Source organism: Streptomyces fulvoviolaceus, assembly GCF_000718165.1.
GTDB classification, from domain to species: domain Bacteria; phylum Actinomycetota; class Actinomycetes; order Streptomycetales; family Streptomycetaceae; genus Streptomyces; species Streptomyces fulvoviolaceus.
The window spans coordinates 38,459-59,886 of sequence record NZ_JOEY01000036.1 but is presented as its reverse complement, the minus strand read 5'-3'; the positions used below and the strand labels follow the sequence as shown (position 1 = coordinate 59,886).

The 21,428-nt window shown below is 69.4% G+C and carries 18 protein-coding genes and 1 pseudogene; 6 read left to right on the top strand and 13 right to left on the bottom strand.

Going from position 1 to position 21,428, the window contains the following annotated elements:
* The first annotated feature begins 414 nt into the window (after positions 1–414).
* Positions 415–1,071, top strand: coding sequence for a bifunctional DNA primase/polymerase (locus IG08_RS0134220; protein WP_030611650.1), 657 nt, complete (start codon positions 415–417; stop codon positions 1,069–1,071).
* A 69-nt stretch (positions 1,072–1,140) separates the two neighbouring features.
* On the opposite strand, the gene ftsY is transcribed toward IG08_RS0134220, so the two are convergent.
* Entirely contained in the window at positions 1,141–2,352 is a 1,212-nt protein-coding gene (gene ftsY / locus IG08_RS0134215) for a signal recognition particle-docking protein FtsY (protein ID WP_030611646.1), read from the bottom strand.
* Positions 2,353–2,573: 221 nt separating this feature from the next.
* Here ftsY and IG08_RS57650 point away from each other — a divergent pair.
* The 3 genes and pseudogenes from IG08_RS57650 to IG08_RS0134200 form a co-directional block, all read left to right on the top strand.
* Positions 2,574–3,251: pseudogene (locus tag IG08_RS57650) on the top strand (cytosine permease); the annotation flags it as partial.
* Positions 3,252–3,385: 134 nt separating this feature from the next.
* A complete protein-coding gene (locus IG08_RS0134205) occupies positions 3,386–4,357 on the top strand; it encodes an LLM class flavin-dependent oxidoreductase (protein ID WP_030611642.1) in 972 nt (323 codons plus the stop codon).
* Positions 4,358–4,394: 37 nt separating this feature from the next.
* Positions 4,395–4,772 carry a hypothetical protein gene (locus tag IG08_RS0134200; protein ID WP_030611639.1) on the top strand — a complete coding sequence of 126 codons (378 nt, stop codon included), beginning with the start codon at positions 4,395–4,397 and terminating at the stop codon, positions 4,770–4,772.
* 111 nt (positions 4,773–4,883) lie between these two features.
* On the opposite strand, the gene IG08_RS0134195 is transcribed toward IG08_RS0134200, so the two are convergent.
* From IG08_RS0134195 to IG08_RS0134180, 4 genes are all read right to left on the bottom strand, one after another.
* Positions 4,884–6,302 (bottom strand): sugar porter family MFS transporter, encoded by a 1,419-nt coding sequence (locus IG08_RS0134195; protein ID WP_030611637.1) that lies wholly within the window; start codon positions 6,300–6,302, stop codon positions 4,884–4,886.
* Positions 6,303–6,537: 235 nt separating this feature from the next.
* Positions 6,538–10,140 carry a chromosome segregation protein SMC gene (gene smc, locus IG08_RS0134190; protein ID WP_030611634.1) on the bottom strand — a complete coding sequence of 1,201 codons (3,603 nt, stop codon included), beginning with the start codon at positions 10,138–10,140 and terminating at the stop codon, positions 6,538–6,540.
* A 208-nt stretch (positions 10,141–10,348) separates the two neighbouring features.
* A complete protein-coding gene (locus IG08_RS0134185) occupies positions 10,349–10,552 on the bottom strand; it encodes a hypothetical protein (RefSeq protein ID WP_030611630.1) in 204 nt (67 codons plus the stop codon).
* 383 nt (positions 10,553–10,935) lie between these two features.
* Positions 10,936–11,217: an acylphosphatase gene (locus IG08_RS0134180; protein ID WP_030611627.1), complete on the bottom strand. Its 282-nt coding sequence runs from the start codon at positions 11,215–11,217 to the stop codon at positions 10,936–10,938.
* Positions 11,218–11,385: 168 nt separating this feature from the next.
* Between IG08_RS0134180 and IG08_RS0134175 the strand changes: the two genes are divergently transcribed.
* Both IG08_RS0134175 and IG08_RS0134170 read left to right on the top strand, forming a co-directional pair.
* Positions 11,386–12,555 carry a CAP domain-containing protein gene (locus tag IG08_RS0134175; RefSeq protein WP_030611624.1) on the top strand — a complete coding sequence of 390 codons (1,170 nt, stop codon included), beginning with the start codon at positions 11,386–11,388 and terminating at the stop codon, positions 12,553–12,555.
* A 72-nt stretch (positions 12,556–12,627) separates the two neighbouring features.
* The gene (locus IG08_RS0134170) at positions 12,628–13,029 is read left to right on the top strand and encodes a winged helix-turn-helix transcriptional regulator (RefSeq protein ID WP_030611622.1); all 402 of its coding nucleotides are present in this window, start codon (positions 12,628–12,630) and stop codon (positions 13,027–13,029) included.
* Here the strand turns inward: IG08_RS0134170 and mutM are convergent.
* From mutM to IG08_RS0134130, 8 genes are all read right to left on the bottom strand, one after another.
* Positions 13,002–13,862, bottom strand: a complete 861-nt coding sequence (gene mutM / locus IG08_RS0134165; protein ID WP_030611619.1) for a bifunctional DNA-formamidopyrimidine glycosylase/DNA-(apurinic or apyrimidinic site) lyase — start codon at positions 13,860–13,862, stop codon at positions 13,002–13,004. The two genes, IG08_RS0134170 and mutM, sit on opposite strands and share 28 nt — an antisense overlap.
* 101 nt (positions 13,863–13,963) lie before the next feature.
* Positions 13,964–14,767 (bottom strand): ribonuclease III, encoded by an 804-nt coding sequence (rnc, locus tag IG08_RS0134160; RefSeq protein WP_390898586.1) that lies wholly within the window; start codon positions 14,765–14,767, stop codon positions 13,964–13,966.
* A 7-nt stretch (positions 14,768–14,774) separates the two neighbouring features.
* On the bottom strand, positions 14,775–14,948 hold the full coding sequence (gene rpmF / locus IG08_RS0134155; RefSeq protein WP_015657589.1) for a 50S ribosomal protein L32: 174 nt from the start codon (positions 14,946–14,948) through the stop codon (positions 14,775–14,777).
* A gap of 2 nt (positions 14,949–14,950) precedes the next feature.
* A complete protein-coding gene (locus tag IG08_RS0134150; protein ID WP_030611611.1) occupies positions 14,951–15,604 on the bottom strand; it encodes a YceD family protein in 654 nt (217 codons plus the stop codon).
* Between the two features lie 132 nt (positions 15,605–15,736).
* Positions 15,737–16,783, bottom strand: a complete 1,047-nt coding sequence (locus IG08_RS0134145; RefSeq protein ID WP_030611608.1) for an ATP synthase F0 subunit B — start codon at positions 16,781–16,783, stop codon at positions 15,737–15,739.
* 57 nt (positions 16,784–16,840) lie between these two features.
* A complete protein-coding gene (coaD, locus tag IG08_RS0134140; protein WP_030611605.1) occupies positions 16,841–17,320 on the bottom strand; it encodes a pantetheine-phosphate adenylyltransferase in 480 nt (159 codons plus the stop codon).
* A 26-nt stretch (positions 17,321–17,346) separates the two neighbouring features.
* On the bottom strand, positions 17,347–17,934 hold the full coding sequence (rsmD, locus tag IG08_RS0134135; RefSeq protein WP_030611603.1) for a 16S rRNA (guanine(966)-N(2))-methyltransferase RsmD: 588 nt from the start codon (positions 17,932–17,934) through the stop codon (positions 17,347–17,349).
* 106 nt (positions 17,935–18,040) lie between these two features.
* On the bottom strand, positions 18,041–21,265 hold the full coding sequence (locus IG08_RS0134130; protein WP_030611600.1) for a helicase-related protein: 3,225 nt from the start codon (positions 21,263–21,265) through the stop codon (positions 18,041–18,043).
* Positions 21,266–21,428: the final 163 nt, after the last annotated feature.

The window sequence follows — 21,428 nt, the reverse complement described above, 5'->3', positions numbered from 1 at the left end:
GACCACTTGTCGCTGAGTGCGCCAAGCCCTATCAGAATGCCGGTAAATAGGGCCGCCCGTCCGGCGGTTGTCATCCTTCGAACGGGAAACCGACTTGCCCCCGGCATACCCACGAGTGCATGTGCCCCCAGGACTCGTGCACTCAAAGTAATCCTACGATCACCCGTCCAGCCATGGCGAACCCTGAAACGCCACCATTCGCCACCCCTTCGAATGAACTCACGGTCGCCTCCGCACGATTCACTTGACATAGGACGACGGGGAGTGGGCGGAGCGGTGCACTCAGGGGCGCACGAGGCCGAGCACGCAACCCTGGACACTTCCGAGCGCCGCCGGTACCCGGAAGTGGCAACGGAGAGTCACGCTGCGCGTCCGTGTCGTAACCACCGGCGCGCTGGACCCGTTGGAGGGGGCATGGGCTTCACGATCGGCGGTATTCGGGAGATTCGCTCCGGCTCGCGTCGGCGCGGCCGCTCGTCGGAGTGCACCGCCGTCGCCGAGTTCACCGGACTCTGGGGCTGGGACGTGGTCCCCGGCGCGCGGGCCGCGGCGGGCGCCTGTTCCTGCGGGCTCGCGGACTGCCGTACGCCGGGCGCCCACCCGCTCTCCTTCGCGCCCCAGGTCCCGGCCGGCGCCACCCTCGACGAAGTGACCAAGGCCTGGGCGGAGTTCCCCGGCGCCTCGGTGATGCTGCCGGTCGGCCGGGCGTTCGACGTGATCGAGGTGGCCGAGCCGGCCGGACGCCGCGCCCTGGTCCGGCTGGAGCGCATGGGCCTGCCTCTCGGCCCGGTGACCGCGACCCCCGAGGGCCGCACCCAGTTCTTCGTCGCCCCCGGCGCCGCCGCCGGACTCCCCGAACTCCTCTACCGCATGGGCTGGGACGACCCGACCTCCCTCGACCTGCACGGCCTCGGCCCCGGCACCCACATCACGGCCCCACCGTCCGACCGCGGCGGCCTGGGCCCCGTGCAGTGGCTCCGCTCCCCCGCGTTGGACACGGCGACGAAGCCGCCCGCCGCACGGTTGCTGCTGGGGACGCTGGCATACGTGGCGCACCGGTCGCGGGCGTAGACGTACACAGCGAAGCGCCCGCTCCCAACTGCACCTTGGGGGCGGGCGCTTCTTCGTCGATACGACTGTTCAGTCGCCGATAAGTGCATCGACGAACGCCTCCGGCTCGAACGGCGCCAGGTCGTCCGCACCCTCGCCGAGACCCACCAGCTTGACCGGAACACCCAGCTCGCGCTGCACCGCGATCACGATGCCGCCCTTCGCCGTGCCGTCCAGCTTGGTCAGCACGATGCCGGTGATGTCGACGACCTCGGCGAATACACGGGCCTGGACAAGGCCGTTCTGCCCCGTCGTCGCGTCCAGGACCAGCAGCACCTCGTCGAGCGGCGCGTGCTTCTCCACGACCCGCTTGACCTTGCCGAGCTCGTCCATGAGGCCGGTCTTGGTGTGGAGGCGGCCGGCGGTGTCGATGAGCACGACGTCCGAGCCCATCTCCTTGCCCTCCTTGACCGCGTCGAAGGCGACGGAGGCCGGGTCGCCGGCCTCGGGGCCGCGCACGGTGTGGGCACCCACCCGGTCGCCCCAGGTCTGGAGCTGGTCGGCGGCGGCGGCACGGAAGGTGTCGGCGGCGCCGAGCACGACACTGCGGCCGTCGGCCACCAGGACGCGGGCGAGCTTGCCGGTGGTGGTGGTCTTGCCGGTGCCGTTGACGCCGACGACCATCACGATGCCGGGCTTGCTGTTCTCCGGCTCGGTCTTCACCGTGCGGTCGAAGTCGGTACCGACGAGCTTGAGCAGTTCCTCGCGCAGCAGGCCGCGCAGCTCGTCGGGGGATCGGGTGCCGAGGATCTTCACGCGCTCGCGCAGGGCGTCGACCAGCTCCTGGGTGGGTGCGACGCCGACGTCGGCGGTGAGGAGGATGTCCTCGATCTCCTCCCAGGTGTCCTCGTCGAGGTGCTCGCGCGACAGCAGCGTGAGCAGGCCCTTGCCCAGGGCGTTCTGCGAGCGGGAGAGGCGGGCGCGCAGCCGGACGAGGCGTCCGGCGGTGGGCTCCGGTACCTCGATCTCGGTCGGCGGGAGTTCCTCGACGACCGGCGGTTCCTCGACGGCGACCGGCGTCGAGCCGTCGGGAAGGTCCACCTCCTCTATCGTGCGGCGCGGTTCGTCGCGCGGCGTCTCGGCCTCGTCGCCGACGTGCGGCTCGGCCGGAGGGGCGGTGATGTCGGGCGCGGCGGGGGGCGGCGGGGGCAGCGACTTCTTGCGCCGGCTGCCGACGACGAGCCCGCCGAGCACACCGAGCACGACCACGGCGATGACTACAGCAAGGATGACGGTTTCCATAACAGCTCCAGTATGGCGTGACCTCCCGCGCGGGCCTTCGTTGTCGGCGGAGGGCTTCGTGCCCTGCGAGCCGGGCTGGTCCGCCGCCCGACCTCGCGTCGGCGGGAAGCCCCTTCGGGCGGGGTCACAACCCGTCCAGTATCCGAGCGGGTCAGAGTACGCGCAGCGTCCCCAGAGCGTGTCACGGCCCATGACGTGGTCCGCGACACACCCTCAGCGCCCTCAACGCCCTGCTCCTGACCATGGGAGCGGGCCTGTCGGTGTCGTCCGGCCTGGTCGGGCTGATCGGCATCGCCGGCAAGCGCGGAGGCGCTCCCGGCATGGCCCTCTCCCGTGCGGTCTTCGGGCAACGCGGCAATCTACTGCCCGGCTCGCTGATCTGGATCGCCCGCTGGGGCTGGGAGACGATCAACGCGGTGACCGGCGCCTATGCGCTGCTCTTCGTGATCACGACGTTTGCGATCTCGGGCCTGGGCATCGGCGCCGTACAGAAGTGCACCAGGTGGGCGACCTGCTTCTTCGGCGCTTTCTCCGTGCTGGTGCTCGGCCATCTGGTCGTCGAGACGGACTGAGGCAAGGGCTTCGGGCAGGGCGCAGGGCTCACGTCCGCGATGATCACGGGCATCGGCCTGGTCGCCGCAGGCGGCATCAGCTGGGTGCCGGCCTCCCCCGACTGCACGCGCCATCTGCCGGGGCGGCGATCGTACGCAACACGGTGGGCGGCGCCGGCATCGTCGTCCTGCCGATGGTCCGCATGGGTCTGGTCATGGCCTCCGCGACCCCCGACCTGACCTCCGCCTCCGCCTCCGCCTCCGACCCGGTCTCCTTCCTCGGCGGGCTTCACCGCCCAAACCCTCGGCTTCGAGGTCCCGCGGCACTGGGCGGTCTCGGTCAACGCGGCGGGCCGTACTGCCGAAGCCGGCGGCCCCCAAGAAGACGGCCCCCGTCGAGGAGCCCGCACCCATAGCGATCTGACGTACCGTCAGCTACCGTCCCCCTCCACCGTCCGAAACCGCGTGAAGGGGGACGTCCCATGCCTGTCACGGTCGTACGCTTCAACCTCGTCGAACCCGGCGCGACCCCCGCCTCCCTCCGCGCCCGCTACAAGGCGGCCCTGGAGATGGCCGCGTACGCCGACGAGCACGGGATCACCACCGTGCAGACCGAGGAGCACCACGGCGTCGCGAACAACTGGCTGCCCTCGCCCTTCGCCTTCGCGGGCGCGGTCTTCGGAGCGACCCGGCGCATCGCGGTCACGGTCTCGGCGGTGATCGGCCCGCTGCACGACCCATTGCGGCTGGCCGAGGACATCGCCGTACTCGATCTGCTGAGCGGCGGGCGGCTGGTGACGGTCGCCGGGATCGGGTACCGGCCCGAGGAGTACGCGCAGTTCGACGTGGACTGGAAGCGGCGCGGCAAGCTCCAGGACGAACTGCTGGAGACGGTGCTGAAGGCGTGGACAGGCGAGGAGTTCGACTACCGGGGCCGTACGGTACGGGTCACCCCGCGCCCCTTCACCGACCCGCACCCCCTCCTCCTGGTCGGGGGTTCCTCCAAGGCCGCCGCCCGCCGGGCCGCCCGGCTCGGCCTGCCCTTCTTCCCCAGCGCGCATCTGCCGGAGCTGGAGGCGTACTACAAGGAGCGGCTCGTCGAGTACGGCACGGAGGGCTGGACGATGATGCCCGCCGCCGAGACGCCGCTGCTGCACATCGCCGAGAACCCGGACGAGGCGTGGGCCTCGTACGGCTCGTGCTTCCTCCACGAGGCGCGGACGTACGCCTCCTGGCAGTCCGGGGCCATCCACTCGGCGGTGCGGTCGGCGGCCACGAGCGTGGACGAGCTGCGCGCCGAGGGCGTCTACCGGATCCTCACTCCGGACGCGTGCGTGGCCCAGGGCCTGGACAACCTCGTTCTGCATCCGCTGGCGGGCGGGATGCCGGTGGAGGAGGGGTGGCGGAGTCTGCGGCTGTTCGCGGAGGAGGTGCTGCCGGCGCTGGAGAATTGACCTGCGCGGTCCGCCGATGCGGTGATCCACTGGGCCCATGAGTCTGTGCGTGGACGTGTTCGTGCGGGACGCGACCGGCGAGTGGCTGGTCCTCGACGTCCCGGAGGGGTGCAACGACTCGGCCGGGTTCGAGATCTGGCGCGAAACGGTGTGGGGTTCCGAGACGGTGCGCTCGCTGGGTGCCCGCTTCATGCCGGTGTTGGCCGTGAGCAACCTGTTCGTGGAGGCGGACACGGTCGTCGAGTTCCTGGAGGAGATCGCGCTGCTGCGGGCGAACCTCAAGCTGATCGCCACCACCACACGGCGCCCCCGGGAACTCGCCGAGCACGAGAGCGGGATCGAGTCCCGGCTGGACAACATCGAGGCGACCGCCCTGCGCGCCCAGGAGCTCGGGGCCGGCGTCCTCATCTGGTGACGACGACACCGCCGCCCCGGCTCGGTCAGTGGCCGAGCCGGGGCGGCGGCGGGGGTACGGGGAGAGGGGCAGCGGGGTTGTGGCCCATCTCCCCGAGTTCCTGGGGGCTGCTCAACCCATCTCCTCCAGCGCCTTGCCCTTCGTCTCCTTGACGTACTTGAGGACGAACGGGATGGAGAGCGCGGCGAAGATCGTGTAGATCACGTAGGTCGCGGAGAGGTTCCAGTCGGCCAGCGACGGGAAGCTCGCGGTGATGGCCCAGTTGGCGATCCACTGCGCGGCGGCGGCGACGCCCAGCGCGGCGGCGCGGATCCTGTTCGGGAACATCTCGCCGAGGAAGACCCAGACCACGACACCCCAGGAGAGGGCGAAGAAGAGGACGAAGACGTGCGCCGCGATCAGCGCGACCCAGCCCTGGGTGGCCGGCAGCTGGCCGTCGACCAGGTCGAACGAGAAGGCCCAGGCCTCGAGGCCGAGACCGATGACCATGCCGACGGAGCCGATGAGGGCCAGCGGCTTACGGCCGACGCGGTCCACGAAGATCATGGCGATCACGGTGCCGACGATGTTGATGATCGACGTCGTGAACGAGTAGAAGAACGAGTCCGTCGGGTCGACGCCGACCGACTGCCACAGCGTCGAGGAGTAGTAGAACGCGACGTTGATGCCGACGAACTGCTGGAAGACCGAGAGGCCGATGCCGATCCAGACGATCGGCTTGAAGAAGAAGGAGCCGCCGAGCAGGTCCTTGAAGGTGGACTTGTGCTCGCTGTGCATGCCGTGCTCGATCTCGGCGACACGGGCGTCCATGTCGATGTTCTCGCCCTCGACCTCCTTGAGGATCTCGCGGGCGCGCTCGTGCTTGCCGACGGAGATCAGGAAGCGCGGGGACTCGGGGATCGCGAAGGAGAGCAGGCCGTAGAGGATGGCCGGGATCACCATGACGCCGAGCATGACCTGCCAGGCCTCCAGGCCCATCAGCTTGCCGCGCTGGTCACCGCCGGCGGCGTTCAGCAGACCCCAGTTGACCAGCTGCGAGATGGCGATGCCGATGACGATCGCGGCCTGCTGGAAGGAGCCGAGGCGACCGCGGTAGGCCGGCGGGGCGACCTCGGCGATGTAGGCGGGGCCGATGACCGAGGCCATGCCGATGGCGAAGCCGCCGATGACGCGCCAGAAAGCGAGGTCGTACAGCGAGAAGGGGAGCGCCGAGCCGACGGCGCTGACCGTGAAGAGCACGGCGGAGATCTGCATGCAGCGGATACGGCCGATCCGGTCCGCTATCCGGCCGGCGGTCGCGGCGCCGATGGCGCAGCCGATCAGGGCGATGGCGATGACCTGTGCCAGGGCCGCGGAGCCGATGTCGTAGCGGCCCCGGATGGCCTCGACGGCGCCGTTGATCACGGAGCTGTCGTAGCCGAAGAGGAAACCGCCCATCGCGGCCGCCGCCGCGATGAAGATGACGTGCCCGAGATGTTCGGGATGAGCCGTACCGGCTCCTGACTTGGGTGCCTGCGCTGTGCTGGTCACGTGTACTCCTCGGGCCACCGGCAACGCTGCCGGCGTGAGACGACCCTTCCAGTGGCGCACACCTCGGTGCTGCCCACCACCTGAAGGTAAAAGCAACGTTGCAGAGACTATGCCTTCAAGTTTCGAAGTCAACAGGGGTTTCGGTGTGAGTAATGAGACGCCGTGTGACGCACTTGTGTTCAAGAGTTGAAGTGATTAAAAAGCGCAGGTAGCGGTAGGTGTAGACCGCACGGGTCTAGCGCAGGCGCTGTGAGATGACCTTCGACACACCGTCGCCCTGCATGGAGACGCCGTACAGCGCGTCGGCGACCTCCATGGTCCGCTTCTGGTGCGTGATCACGATCAGCTGCGAGGCCTCCTGCAGCTCCTGCATGATCCGGATCAGCCGCTGGAGGTTGGTGTCGTCGAGGGCGGCCTCGACCTCGTCCATCACATAGAACGGGCTGGGCCGGGCCTTGAAGATCGACACCAGCATCGCGACGGCGGTCAGCGACCGCTCCCCGCCGGAGAGCAGCGACAGCCGCTTGACCTTCTTGCCCGGCGGCCGGGCCTCGACGTCGACACCGGTGGTGAGCATGTTGTCGGGATCGGTCAGGATGAGTCGCCCCTCACCACCCGGGAACAGCCGGCTGAAGACGCCCTCGAACTGGAGCGCCGTGTCCCGGAACGCCTCGGTGAAGACCTGCTCGACCCGCTCGTCGACCTCCTTGACGACCTGGAGCAGGTCGGCGCGGGTCTTCTTCAGGTCCTCCAGCTGCTCGCTGAGGAACTTGTGGCGCTCCTCCAGCGCCGCGAACTCCTCCAGGGCGAGCGGGTTGACCTTGCCGAGCTGCTGGTAGGCGCGTTCGGCGGCCTTGAGCCGCTTCTCCTGCTCGGCCCGGTGGAACTGCTTGGGCTGGTTGCGCGGGTGCTCCGGGTCCTCCGGCAGTTCCTCGCCCTCGGCTGCGAGCGAGGGCGGCACCGGCTGCTGCGGGCCGTACTCGGCCACCAGCCCCGCCGGTTCGACACCGAGCTCCTCCAGTGCCTTGGTCTCCAGCTGCTCGATCCGCATCCGCTTCTCGGCGCCGAGCACCTCGCCGCGGTGCACCGAATCCGTCAACTTGTCGAGTTCAGCCTTGAGATCGCGGCCCGTGCTGCGAGCGGCGGTCAGTTCCTGCTCCCTGCGGGCCTTGGCCGCCTCCGCCGCCGTCCGCTCCTCGTCCGCGCGCGCGAGCGACACCTCGACGTGGAGGAGCAGCTGCCGCGCCCCGGAGGCGACGGCTTCGGCGACCGCGGCCTCGTGTCTGAGCCGCGCCCGCCGCTGTTCGGCACGCGCGCGTGCGTCGCGCTCCGCTCGGGCGGCGCGGTCGAGGGAGTCGGCGCGGCCGGCGAGCCCTTTGACGCGTTCCTCGTGTGTACGGACCTGGAGGCGGGCCTCCATCTCGGTCTGCCGCGCGTTGGCCCCGTCGGCGGCGAGACGGTCCCGTACCGAGGTGTCGGGCTCTTCCTCTACGGGCATCTCCTCGGCGACCTCGAGGCGTTCGGCCAGCTCCTCGACCTCCTGGAGTGCTCTCTCCAGCGCTTCCTGGGCCCGCGCGGCGGCCGCGGTGGACCGCTCGGCCTCCCCGGCGGCGCCCCGCGCCTGCCCGGACAGCCGCCCCAACTGCTGTGCTACGGCCGACTTCTCCCGGTCGGCGGTCCGGCGCCGCTCGCCCAGTTCCTCGACGGACGCGGCGGAGGCTTTGCGCCGGTCGACTGCCGCGTGCTGGGCCTCTGCGAGTTCCTCGCACCGCACCGCCAGCTCTTCCAGCTCGGCGGCGGCCTCGTCCACGGAGGCCTGTACTTCGAGGAGGCTGGGCGCCCCTGCGGAACCGCCGTGTGCGAAGTGGGCGCCGAGGAGGTCGCCTTCAGCGGTGACGGCGGTGAGGTCGGGGCGCGCGTATACGAGTTCCTCGGCGTCCTCGAGGGTGTCGACTACGACGATGCCGCGCAGGAGGCGCCGTACAGCGGGCATGAGGTCGGAAGGTCCGCGGACGAAATCCGCCGCGTGAGGTCTTTGGGCGTCCACCGGCTCGTCGTGGCTGGTCGCGCGGTTCCCCGCGCCCCTCAAGGGAGTCTCCCCCGACATCGGCTCCTCCGGCACCCCTGCCAACAGGAGCGACGCCCTCCCCCCGTCCTGTTTGCGCAGCAGGCGGATCGCGTCGGCCGCCGCCGACGGGGAGGTCACCGCCAGGGCGTCCGCCGCCGCGCCGAAAGCCGCGGCCAGGGCGACCTCGTGGCCCGGCGTCACCGTCAGCAGCTCCGCTGCCGGGCCCAGCAGTCCCGTGAGTCGGTCCTTCGCGCCGAGCAGCGCCCCCGTGCCGTCCTTGCGGCGCAGCCCCAGCGCCAGCGCCTCGTGGCGGGCCTGGGTCGCGGCCCGTTTACGCTCGGCCGCGGTGGTCGCCTCGCGGGCGGCGGTCAGGGCGGCCTCCGCCTCGGCCAGCGCGGCCTTCGCGGCCTCGTGCTGTTCGCCGAGTTCCGCGTCACCGGCATCGAGGCCGTCCACCTCCGCCTTCAGCGCCTCGTACTCCTCCTGCGCGGCGAAGGCCCGCTCCTGGGCCTCGTCCCGGGCGGCGGCCAGGCGGTCGATCTCGGCCTGGGCGGAGGCGGCGCGCGAACGGGCCGCGTTGACCTGGCCGTTCAACCGGGCGAGGCCCTCGCGGCGGTCGGCGATGGCCCGAGCGACGTCCTTCAGGCGCCGTTCCTCCTGGGCGAGTTCGCGTTCCAGCTCGGCGCGGTGGGCGACCGTGTCCTCCAGGGCATGCTCGGCCGCCTCCAGGGCCGCTTCGAGCTCGGCCTCCTGCTCCCGGATCCGGGCGGCCTCGCGCTCCATGTCCTCGGGATCGCGGCCGCGCCGCTCCTCGGGAGGCGCCGAAGTCGCGCTCTTCACGCGCGCGTCGGCCAGCGAGATCGTGCCGCGCACCCGCTCGGCGAGCTGGGAGAGCTCGTACCAGGTCTGCTGGCCACGCTGCAGCCGTGGCGTGAGCTGCCGTACCTCGTCCTCCAGGAGGGCCTCCCGCTGGAGCGCCTTCTTCAGCTCCAGCTCGGCGGCTTCCTTGCGTTCCTTGAGGGCGGCCTCGTCGGCGATCTCGGCCGTCAGCGCCTGGCGCAGCCGTACGAGATCGTCGGCGAGGAGGCGCAGCCGGGCGTCGCGCAGATCGGCCTGGATGACGGCGGCCCTGCGCGCCACCGCGGCCTGACGGCCGAGGGGCTTGAGCTGCCGCCGCAGCTCGTCCGTCAGGTCCTGCACGCGCGCGAGGTTGGCCTGCATCGCGTCCAGTTTCCTGAGCGCCTTCTCCTTGCGCTTGCGGTGTTTGAGGACGCCGGCCGCCTCCTCGATGAAGGCGCGGCGGCCCATCGGGTCGGCGTGCAGGACGGAGTCGAGCTGGCCCTGGCCGACGATGACGTGCATCTCGCGGCCGATGCCGGAGTCGGAGAGGAGTTCCTGGATGTCGAGGAGGCGGCAGGTGTCGCCGTTGATCTGGTACTCGCTGCCGCCGTTGCGGAACATGATCCGCGTGATGGTGACCTCGGCGTACTCGATGGGCAGTGCGCCGTCGGAGTTGTCGATGGTCAGGGACACCTCGGCGCGGCCCAGCGGGGGACGCCCGGTGGTGCCGGCGAAGATGACGTCCTCCATCTTGCCGCCGCGCAGCGACTTGGCACCCTGCTCGCCCATGACCCAGCTGAGCGCGTCCACGACATTGGACTTGCCCGAGCCGTTCGGCCCCACGACACACGTGATTCCCGGCTCGAACCGGAGCGTGGTCGCCGAGGCGAACGACTTGAACCCGCGCAGGGTCAGGGCCTTGAGGTGCACGCCGCTGGACTCTACCTTCCGGGGGTGTCTCACTCCATGAACCCACGGTTTCACCCATGAACGTGCAGGGCACACCAGACGTTAAAGAGAGTGAACGGGTGCGCGGGGGCAAGAAAGAAGGGACGCCGAAGCGTCCCTTGCAGACTCTGACAACTTAGCGGTTGATACAGGCCGCCCAACCACTGCTTGTCGTCGTGCGGTGCAGTGATCAGGTGAGCGCAGGCTCCGCCTGGTGTGCGTCGATGCTCTCGAGAAGCGAGTCGTGAGAAGCGGCAGCCGCGAGCGCGTCGTTCTCCGCCTGGATCCGACCGAGCTCGGATTCCAGGTCCTGTACGCGCTGCTGGAGCCGTCGCATCTCGGCGATGAGTCGCGGGTCAGAGCCGCCGACGTAACCGAGAAGCGCCTTTGCCATGATGGATGGTCCTCCACACTGAGTGACCGACCGAAGCGGTGTGGGTCGTGAGGGAATCGCACCCGCGATGCTTGACACTTTTGTGGTCTTGCTGCCGTTCTTACATGCCAAACAGCTAAGGTGCGCGGGGTGCTTTCAGCGTCTCACCAAAAAGTTTGACGGTCAACACGATCACGCCCTGTATTGGCGGGCAACCCGGGGGCATGCGGCCGGAAAGCGGCTGCGCAGCGACTCCTGCGGGGCCCTCAGGGCGTAGCGATCATCCTTAATGGCGGAGCCTCCCACGACAAGCCGTTCTTGGCAACCACCAGGCCCTTTCTGCTCCGGGCAGGTGCCAGTGGCATGTCCCTCCGCTTCCGCCTGGGCTGTTTTACAGAACCGGCTCAACGGATGGCGAAGCCGTCGTAACCCCCGCGAGGTGTGTCCCAGATCTCGGTGACACCGTCCACATGACCGGGCGTGTCGGCACCCCGGAGCCAGTCGAGGAGCCCTTCGCATCCCGGCCGCGGCCCCTCGGCGACCACCTGGACCCGTCCGTCGCCCAAATTGAGAGCAAAACCACTCAGGCCGCCGATCTCCAGGGCCTTGGCCCGCGTGAACCAGCGGAAACCCACACCTTGGACGCGTCCACGCACCCAGGCGACCAGTCGCACATCCTCGCTCATGAGTGCAACCTAACGGGCCAATGTCTCTCTGGGCACTTCCTCCCCTGGCGCCATGCGGTACCGTCCCCTCCCAATGAATCTCATACGAAACTCACTCGATCGTGTGAGTTTTGTGATGTTGGTTGGCCGGGGGGACGCGTCGACCGCCAAGACGAGGAAGGCAAGGACATGGGACGCCACCGACGCTCCGCCGCCGGCCGCGCCGCCACGGGCCGCGCCACGGGGGTAACAGGAACACACGGCGCTTATACGAGCGGCTACGCCCCGCAGGACTCGTACGGCTTCGACCAGCGGGACCCTCACAGCTTCGACCCCCGGGACTCGTACGACTACGACCCGCTGGGCTTCCACACGGGAGAGATGCCCACCGTCGGCATCGCGCCCTATCTGAACCCCGAGGCACACACGGGCGGCTACGGCCAGAGCGAGGCGTACCTCTTCGCGACGGACGACGAGTACGCCCGGACCACCGGCACGACGGTGCTGCGCAGTGGCGGCTTCGCGCCCGACGACGGCTCCGGGCGCGGCGGTTCGCGCCGCCGGCGCAAGAAGAGGGTCGGGACGCCGGTCAAGACCGGTCTGCTCGGCGTCTCGGCGGCCGTCGCCATCGGCACCGTCGCGGTCGCCACGGGTGTGGTGCCCGGCCTGGAGACCTACAAGCTCGGCGGCGGCACCACCAGCGGCGGCGACGTGCAGGCGGCGGGCTCGCCGACCAGCAACCCGACCGAGCAGGGCGGCACCTCCGGCAGCGCCGACAGCCGCGACGACGGCACGTCCACGAGCCGCGACGCCGACCGCTCCGCCTCGCCCTCGGTGTCCCCCTCGACCTCGACGGCCGCGCCGACCGAGGCGCCGTCGAAGAAGCCGACGGCCACGCCGAGCAAGAAGCCGAAGACGACTCCTTCACAGAAGGACAAGGAGCCGGCGAAGAAGACCACCGCCCCGGTGGCGGTCTCCGCGGAGACGGCGGCCGGGGCCGAGGTGCTGAAGCTCGTCAACGTCGAGCGGGCCAAGGTGGGCTGCAGCCCCGTGGCCGCCAACAGCGCGCTGACCGAGCTGGCCCAGGCCTTCAGCGAGGCCATGGCCGAGCAGGGCTTCTTCGACCACACCGACCCGAGCGGCGCGACTCCGTGGGACCGCGCGGAGAAGGCCGGCATCACCAACCTCGGCGGCGAGAACATCGCCCGGGGGCAGGCCGACGCGGCCGCGGTGATGGAGGCCTGGATGAACAGCCCGGGCCACAAGGCCAACATCCTGAACTGCGACTTCAAGACGCTGGGCGTCGGGGTGCACATCGCGTCGGGTGGCCCCTGGTGGACGCAGGACTTCGGTTACTAGCCACAACAGGGAGCACTAACCAGTGGTTAGTGCTCCCTGTTGGTTAGCGCTGCGTTCACGTACGCTTGATGTATGGACACCACGCAGCAGCCCACGGAGGTGCAGGACCTCCCGTACGACGTGTTCGCCAAGGCCTGTCCCTCGCGCGGCACGCTGGAGCACGTCACGGGACGCTGGGGCGCACTCACGCTCGGCGCCCTGTACGAGCGCTCCCTGCGCTTCAACGAGCTGCGCCGTCGCGTCGACGGCGTGAGCGAGAAGATGCTGTCCCAGACCCTGCACGCGCTGGAGCGCGACGGCCTGGTGCACCGCGAGGCCCAGCCGACCAACCCGCCCCGCGTGGACTACGAACTGACGCCGCTGGGCCGCGGGGTCGCCGAGCGGCTCATCGGCCTCATCGAGTTCGTGGAGGGGCGGATGGACGACGTCCTCACGGCCCGCGGGCGCTACGACGAGACGCGCGGCGCCCGCTGACACTGCGGGCAGAAGTAGCTGGACCGGTTCATCCAGGGCCGCCTGCGCATCGGCGTACCGCACCGCTTGCAGGGCAGGCCCTCGCGGCCGTACGCGTCGAGCGAGCGGTCGAAGTAGCCCGACTCGCCATTCACGTTGACGTACAGGCTGTCGAAGCTGGTGCCGCCGACCGCGAGGGCCGCGTTCATCACGTCCCTTACGTGGCCCAGGAGTTCGGTGGTGCGCGGGCGCGTGAAGTTCGCCGTCGGGCGCTCGTAGTGGAGGCGGGCGCGCCAAAGGGCCTCGTCCGCATAGATGTTGCCGACGCCGCTGATCAACGACTGGTCGAGCAGGGCCCGTTTGATGGTGCTGCGCTTGCGGCGCAGTGCCTGGTGGAACGCCTCGTCGTCGAAGAGCGGGTCGAGGGGGTCGCGGGCGATGTGCGCGATGACGTCGGGCAGGCCGTCGGGGGTGTTGTCGTGCAACGACAGGCCGCCGAAGGTGCGTTGGTCGACGAAGCGGAGTTCCGTCTTGAGGGTGTCCGCGAATCTCACCCGGATCCTGAGATGCTTCTCGTCCGGTGCCTCGTGCGGCTGGACCAGCAGCTGACCGCTCATGCCGAGGTGCGCCAGCACCGACTGCTGCGTGTCCTCCAGAGGCAGCCACAGGTACTTGCCGCGTCGGCTCGGCGTGCCGATGCGGTGGCCCTTGAGGCGGTGCGTGAAGTCGTCGGCGCCGGCGATGTGCCGCCGTACCGCACGCGGATGCAGCACCTCGGCCTCGGCGACGGTCCGGTGGGCGACCCACCGTTCCAGACCCCGCCGTACGACCTCGACCTCGGGCAACTCGGGCATGGGGCTCCCCCGTCACAAGCCGGTGTATGAACCGAGCGCCCGCCCCCGGCTGAGGGGGCGGGCGCTCGGGTTGCGCTGTTCGTTCGACCTTCAGGAGGAGTTCAGGCAGAGACGGACGAAGGGCCTTCGTCGTCGTCCTCGACGGCCTTGTCGGCCGCCGCCTTGGCTCGCTCGTCCGCGGCGGCCCGGATGGACCTCCAGGCGGACTCTGCGGCCTGCTGCTCCGCCTCCTTCTTGCTGCGGCCGGTGCCGGTGCCGTACGAGACGCCTCCGACGCGGGCGGCAGCAGTGAAGGTCTTCTCGTGGTCGGGGCCGGTCTCCGAGACCTGGTACTCGGGCACGCCGAGTCCTTCGGTCGCGGTGAGCTCCTGGAGACTGGTCTTCCAGTCCAGGCCGGCTCCGAGGTTGGAGGACTTCTCGATCAGCGGGTCGAAGAGCCGGTGGACGAGCTCGCTCGCCGCATCGAGACCCTGGTCGAGATAGACAGCGCCGATCACCGCTTCGAGGGTGTCGGCGAGGATGGACGCCTTGTCCCGGCCGCCCGTGCCCTCTTCACCCCGGCCGAGCCGGATGAAGGAGCCGAGGTCGAGCCCGCGGCCCACCTCCGCCAGCGCACGCGAGTTGACCACCGCGGCCCGCAACTTGGCCAGTTGGCCTTCGGGCAGGTCGGGGTGGGTGGTGTACAGCGTGTCCGTGACCACGAGGCCGAGTACGGAGTCCCCGAGGAACTCCAGGCGCTCGTTGGTGGGCAGGCCGCCGTTCTCGTATGCGTAGGAACGGTGGGTCAGCGCACGCACCAGAAGGGCGGACTCGAGTTGGTACCCGAGCCGCCCTTCCAACAGCGTGTGGGACGAGGCCTGGTTGTCGCCTGGGTTTTTCTTCGGCGTGGACACAGTGCCTCTCACCGGCCGCTCAGACCTCGAGGACCTGGCGCTTGTTGTAAGTGCCGCAAGACGGGCACGCGATGTGCTGCTGCTTGGGCTCGTGGCAGCGCTCGCACGCAACCAGGGGGGTGACCGCAGCCTTCCACTGCGACCGGCGGTGGCGCGTGTTGCTGCGCGACATCTTCCGCTTCGGAACAGCCACGGCTACTTCTCCTGCTTCTCGTTGGCGCGCGCCGATCGAGGCGCTTCGCCACTCATCTCGTCCTTCTCGCCGTCTTCGAGTGAACCGGCGAGTCCCTGCAGTGCCGCCCAACGGATGTCGACGGCGTCGTGGTGGTGGTCCGGGTCGTCCGCCAGCCGCGCTCCGCACTGGGAGCACAGGCCGGGGCAGTCGTCCCGGCACACCGGCTGCATCGGCAGTGCGAGCACCACCGCATCACGCAGCACGGGCTCGAGGTCGAACAGGCCGTCCTCGATGAAGAGCCTGTCCTCGTCTTCCTCGGCGTCGTCGGCCGGCTCCGCCTTGGGGCGGCCCCGGTCGTCGGCGTCAGGGTACGAGAACATCTCCTGGAAGTCCGCAACGAGCTCCAGCTCAAGCGGCTCCAGACACCTTACGCATTCCCCCTTGGCCAGTGCACGGGCGGTGCCTGTGACAAGCACCCCTTCCATGACCGACTCGAGCCGGAGCCCGAGCTCCACCGGGGCGCCTTCCGGCACTCCGATGACTCCCTGGATCCCGAGATCCTTGGGAGCGTCGATCTCGCGGGACAGGCGCTGCAGCGCGCCAGGACGCCGCCCCAGCTCGTGTGTGTCGAACACGAGAGGGTTGCGGTGGTCGAGGCGGGCGTTCAGGGCCATTCCTGCTTTCGATCTTCGAGCTCAGAGGGACGCTGCCCTTCGGTGTTCCCGGGCAGCGTTGATCGCGGACGTACACGCGACCGAAGAGCCAGGATACTGGACCTTTCGCTCACGGCCCAATCCGGTGGTCCCTTACTGGCCGCGACCCTGTTCGTACGCCCTGAGCTGCTCCGGCGTGATCATGCCGGTGTCGAAGAGACTGGTCTCGTCGAGGGCGTAGGCCTGCTGTTGCTGCTGGGCCTGGTTCGGGTCGTAGGCGGCCTGCTGCTGGCCGTCGTAGCCCTGGTAGGCATACGGGTCGGCCTGCTGGTAGCCGTACGGGTCCTGCTGCTGGGCGTAGGCCTGCTGCGGGTAGCCGCCGTACTGGTCCTGCTGCTGTTGGTAGCCGTAGGGGTCCTGCACGGGCTGCTGGTCGTACTGCTGCTGCGCGGCCTGCCCGGCCGGGGCCGGGTTGTCCTGCTCCGCCTGGGCGACGAGGTCGTCCAGGTAGTCGGCGTCGCTGGAGTGCTGGACGGTGCCGAGGTCGTCGGCGAGGGCGCCGAGGTCGTCGGTGGCGATGCGGCCGTGCAGCTTCTGGCGGCCGCGGCCGACGGCCTCCAGGGTCTTGGCGAGGACCGCCTCGAAGGCGCCGAGCTTGACGCCGACGTACTCGTCGGCGGTGCGGCGCAGGGTCTCCGGGTCGTGGCTGCGCTCGGGGGCGTCATCGTCCTCGTAGCCCTGCTCGTCGACGCCCGGGCCGGTGCCGAGGAGCTTCTCGCGGCCGCGGCCGACGGAGCCGAGGGTCTTGGTGAGGACGACCTCGAAGTTGGCGAGCTTGGAGTCGACGTAGTCGTCGGCCTCGGCGCGGACGTCCTCGGCCTCCTTGCGGGCCTCGGTGAGGATGCGCTCGGCCTCGGCCTGGGAGCGGCGGGCGATCTCGGTGTCGGAGATCAGGGAGCCGCGCTCGGCGTGGGCCTGCCCGATGATCCGCTCGGCCTCCTGGCGGGCCTGCTCGACCATCTGCTCGCGGTCCCCGATGAGCTCCTGCGCCTGCGCGAGGGAGCCGGGCAGGGCCGCGCGCACCTCTTCGAGCAGCGCGAGCAGCTCGGCGCGGTTGACCACGCACGAGGCCGACATGGGCATCGACCGGGCGCCGGAGACCGAGGTCACGATCTCGTCGAGCTTCTTCTGCACGTCCACCTGTGCTCGCCACTCTCTACAGCTGTGTTGGAGACGGACGGAACGACTGTAGCCCCATCAGTCCTTGCGCAGGCGCTCGTTGAGGGCCTCCAGGACCAACGGCGGGACCAGGTGCGAGACGTCTCCGCCCCAGGTCGCGACCTCCTTGACGAGCGAGGAGGAGAGGAAGCTGTAGGTCGGGTTGGTGGGGACGAAGAGGGTCTCCACGCCCGAGAGGCCGTTGTTCATCTGGGCCATCTGCAGCTCGTAGTCGAAGTCGCTCACCGCGCGCAGGCCCTTGACGATGGCCGGGATGTCGCGCTGCTTGCAGAAGTCGACGAGGAGGCCGTGGAAGGCCTCGACCTTGACGTTCCCGTAGTCGGCGGTGACCTGGCGGATCAGGTCCATCCGCTCCTCGATCTCGAACAGGCCCTTCTTGGACTGATTGATCATCACCGCGACGTAGACCTCGTCGTACAGACGGGAGGCACGGGAAATGATGTCGAGGTGTCCGTTGGTGATCGGGTCGAACGACCCGGGACAGACGGCGCGGCGCACTTGAGTTCCCTCGCTCTCCGGTCCGGTCATCGTGCGTCTTCGCACGTAGAGGCGGCGCGACCGTACCAAAACGTTCCCTCGCCGTAGCGACGGGACCGGATCGCGTCGAAACCGTCCGGCCACCTGAATTCGCCGCCTCTGGTGCTGCGCTCCACGGTGACGATCGCCTCCGGCGCGAGCCAGCCCCCTGAGCGGAGTGTGAGCAGAATCTCGCGAAGATCGTCGTCCGTGACGGCGTACGGAGGGTCGAGGAAGACGATGTCGTACGGCTGTGCCGGCGCCGGTGTCTGGATGATCTGTTCGGCTTTGCCTGCCCTCACCTCCGCGCCGGGGAGGCCGAGAGATTTCACGTTCTCGCGGATGATGCGGGCCGCGCGGGCGTCGGCCTCGACGAGGAGTGTGTGGCTCGCGCCGCGGGAGAGGGCTTCCAGGCCTACAGCGCCTGAGCCGGCGTAGAGGTCGAGGACGCGTTCGCCTTGGAGCGGGCCGCCCAGCAGGGACTGCCAGGTGGAGAAGAGGGCCTCGCGTGCGCGGTCGGAGGTGGGGCGGGTGCCATTGCCTGGCGGCACGGCGAGTCGACGTCCGCCGGCTGTGCCGGCGATCACGCGGGTCATCTCTGGTCCTTGGTCGTGGGCGGCTTCAGGTTCCAGTGTGGCTGGTCGCGCACACGCGGCGGAGCCGCATATCCAATACTGCCCCGTGCTCCTGGGGTGGTCCGCTTCAGCCCTTGTCCAAGTACTGCTCCCTCTCCTCGTCCAAGAGGGCGTCCAGGGCCGTCTGGAGGCCAGGGAGCCCCGTCAGTTCCGGATCCGCCGCCACGATCGCCGCTGCCTCCTCCCTCGCCTCCGCGATGATCTCCTCGTCCTCGATGACGGCGAGGACCTTCAGGGAGGTGCGGGCGCCGGACTGGGCCTGGCCGAGGACGTCGCCCTCGCGGCGCTGTTCGAGGTCGATACGGGAGAGCTCGAAGCCGTCGAGAGTGGCGGCGACCGCGTTGAGGCGCTGGCGGGCCGCGCTCGCCTCCGGCATCTCGCTGACCAGGAGGCAGAGGCCGGCTGCCGAGCCACGGCCGACGCGGCCGCGCAGCTGATGGAGCTGGGAGACACCGAAGCGGTCGGCGTCCATGATCACCATGGCGGTGGCGTTGGGGACGTTGACGCCGACCTCGATGACCGTGGTGGCGACCAGGACATGGGTCTCGCCGGCGGCGAAGCGGCGCATGACCGCGTCCTTGTCGTCGGGGTGCATACGGCCGTGCAGGACCTCGACCCTGAGGCCCTGCAGGGGGCCCTTGGCGAGCTGGTCGGCGACATCGAGGACGGCGAGGGGCGGGCGCTTCTCGGCCTCGTCCTCGGCGGACTTCTTGGCCTTCTTCGGGTCGGCCGGTTCGTCGATGTCGTCCCCGATGCGCGGGCAGACGACGTACGCCTGGTGGCCGTTCTCGACCTCCTCGCGGACCCGCTCCCAGGCCCTGGCCAGGAAGTGGGGCTTGTCCGCGGCCGGGACGACATGGCTGGCGATGGGCGAGCGTCCGGCCGGTAGCTGGTCGAGGACGGAGGTCTCCAGGTCGCCGAAGACCGTCATGGCGACCGTGCGCGGGATGGGGGTGGCCGTCATGACCAGCAGGTGCGGGGGCTGCTTGCCCTTGCCGCGCAGGGCGTCGCGCTGCTCGACACCGAAGCGGTGCTGTTCGTCGACCACGACCAGACCCAGGTCGTGGAACTGCACCTTGTCCTCGATCAACGCGTGCGTGCCGATCACGATCCCGGCCTCGCCGGTGACGAGATCGAGCAGCGCCTGCCGCCGCGCGGCCGTACCCATGGAACCGGTGAGCAGCGTGACCTTGGTGGCCTGCTCGGCCCCGCCCAGCATCCCGCCCTCGGCCAGCTCCCCCATCATCTCGACGACGGAGCGGTGGTGCTGCTGGGCGAGCACCTCGGTGGGCGCGAGCATGGCGGCCTGACCGCCGGCGTCGACGACGGCGAGCATGGCGCGGAGCGCGACCATCGTGTTGTGGGTGACGGTGAAGTTGTCGGTGACGTAGGCACGACTCGGGTGAGCGACGCTGATGCACTGGACGGGTTTCCGCCCCACGTGCTCCACCGCACGGATTCCTCGCCTGAAGGTGTTGTACTCGGGGCGTGGGCCCACCCGATCGGCTTTGCGGGTGAGTCGGAACGGTGAGTATTCGTCAGGCAGGGCCACCGAGACGTTGAAGGCAGCTTTCTTCGGGAGCACTCGTGCCCGGCCGCCGAGCGAGCGGACGAGCCAGGCGACGTCGTCAGCGAGCCTGCGCGATGCTGAGCAGAGCGAGATACTCAAGCCGCCCTTGTCGACGGTGCCATCGGTATCCAGAAGGCCTTGAAGCAGCGCGAGACGATTCTTGATCGAAGTGTTCTTGAACTCGTCGGGAACGAATTTCCCGTGCGACGTCATACCCCACAGCTTCAGATCACGCAGTGTTTGAATCACAGGATTGCGCATGCCACCCGCACGATGTGCCAGCTGAATCGTGTGGTCACAACGAGACCCCTTCACCGGCACCAGCCGGCACTCGGGCGCCACGGCTGTCGCTACAGCGTCACGGATCTCGTCGTCGATGGTCGACAGACGCAAGTTGTGCCGGAACGATCCGTCCCCCAGGAGGAGACCGAACAGATACGGATCGAGAGGCAACCCCAAGTCGTCTCCGAGATCAACCGGGGTAGCCGCTGGGAGGTACCACTTCGAAGATCCGTTGGCTTTGAAGGTGTCCAGCCGGATCTCCCGAGTCGTCATGACCTTGGGAGCCTGGCCCCGGTGCCACCCGCAACTGGTGCCGACGATCCAGAGATGCTCGTCGTCGCACTCGACGGAGCTGCCGTCCGAAAGCTCCAGGCGCCAGACATCGCGCTCACCTTGTGGAAAGACGCCGTCGATCAGCGCGATCTCCCCGTCAGGCACGACGATCTCGTCACCCACCCTCATGTCTCCCATACGGCGGAAACCAGCAGGTGTGAGGACGAGTGAATCGAGAGGCTGGGCCTTGCCCGAGCCCACCTCTCCCTGCAGCAGCCGGTGCATCGGATGGTCGGTCGCCAGGTCGTCGAAGATCTCCTTCGAGACCTTCTGCTGGCCCTCGGTGAGGGTGAAGGGGAGCTTGCCGTCGAAGGCCGTCAGGAGGCCGTCCGGGGCGGGTTTGCGGGGGACGGCCGGGAGCTGGGCGTCGGCATGGCGGCGGCGGGCGAGGGCGACCTGGAGGACGAAGGCCTCGTCCCACTTGAGGCGGGAGCGGGCGTCCTCGATGTCGGCCTTGGTGTGCGGGCGGTGGATCTTCAGGAGGGCCTCGGGGAGGGCGACCAGGCCGCGGCCCTCGCGAAGGGAGTCCGGGAGCGGGTCGAGGGCCTCCTGGGCGCTGGGCAGCACCGTCTGGATCGCCTTGCCGATCTTCCACGACTCCAGCTTGGCGGTGGCGGGGTAGATCGGGATCAGGGCGCCGGCCCAGCTCTCGACCGTCTCCTCCGCGTCCCCCTTCAGCAACTCGTAGGCCGGATGGGCCAGTTGGAGACGGCGGTTGAACACGGAGACCTTGCCCGCGAACAACGCGCGTGTGCCCGGCAGGAGTTCCTTGTGGGGCTTGTGAACACCGTGGCCGAAGAAGACCAGTTGGAGGCGGCCATTGCCGTCCGTGATGGTGACTTCCAGGCGCTGGCCCTTACCTCGGGGAGCTTTCGAGGAGGCGAAGGTGTGCAGGCGGGCGTCGGCGACCTGGGCGACCACGGTGACGTGTTCGTCCAAGGGGAGGTCGGCCAGGTGCGTGAGCTGGCCGCGCTCCTCGTATCTGCGCGGGTAGTGGTGCAGGAGGTCGCCGACGGAGTGCAGGCCGAGGTGCTCGGCCATCACCTTCGCGGTGGCGGGGCCGAGCACCTTTTTCAGTGGTTCTTCCAGTGCGGGCACGAGATCCATTGCACACCACGGCACTGACATTGCCGTATACATACCGGGAAACCCCTGGTCAGACGGCTGGTTGGGGCCTTAGGATGACGCGCTCCGGCCCTCCCCCGCGGTCACCGCCTCACCGGGACCGCCCGACCCCGCGCCGTCGCAAGTCCCCCCACCGGCGCTGCGA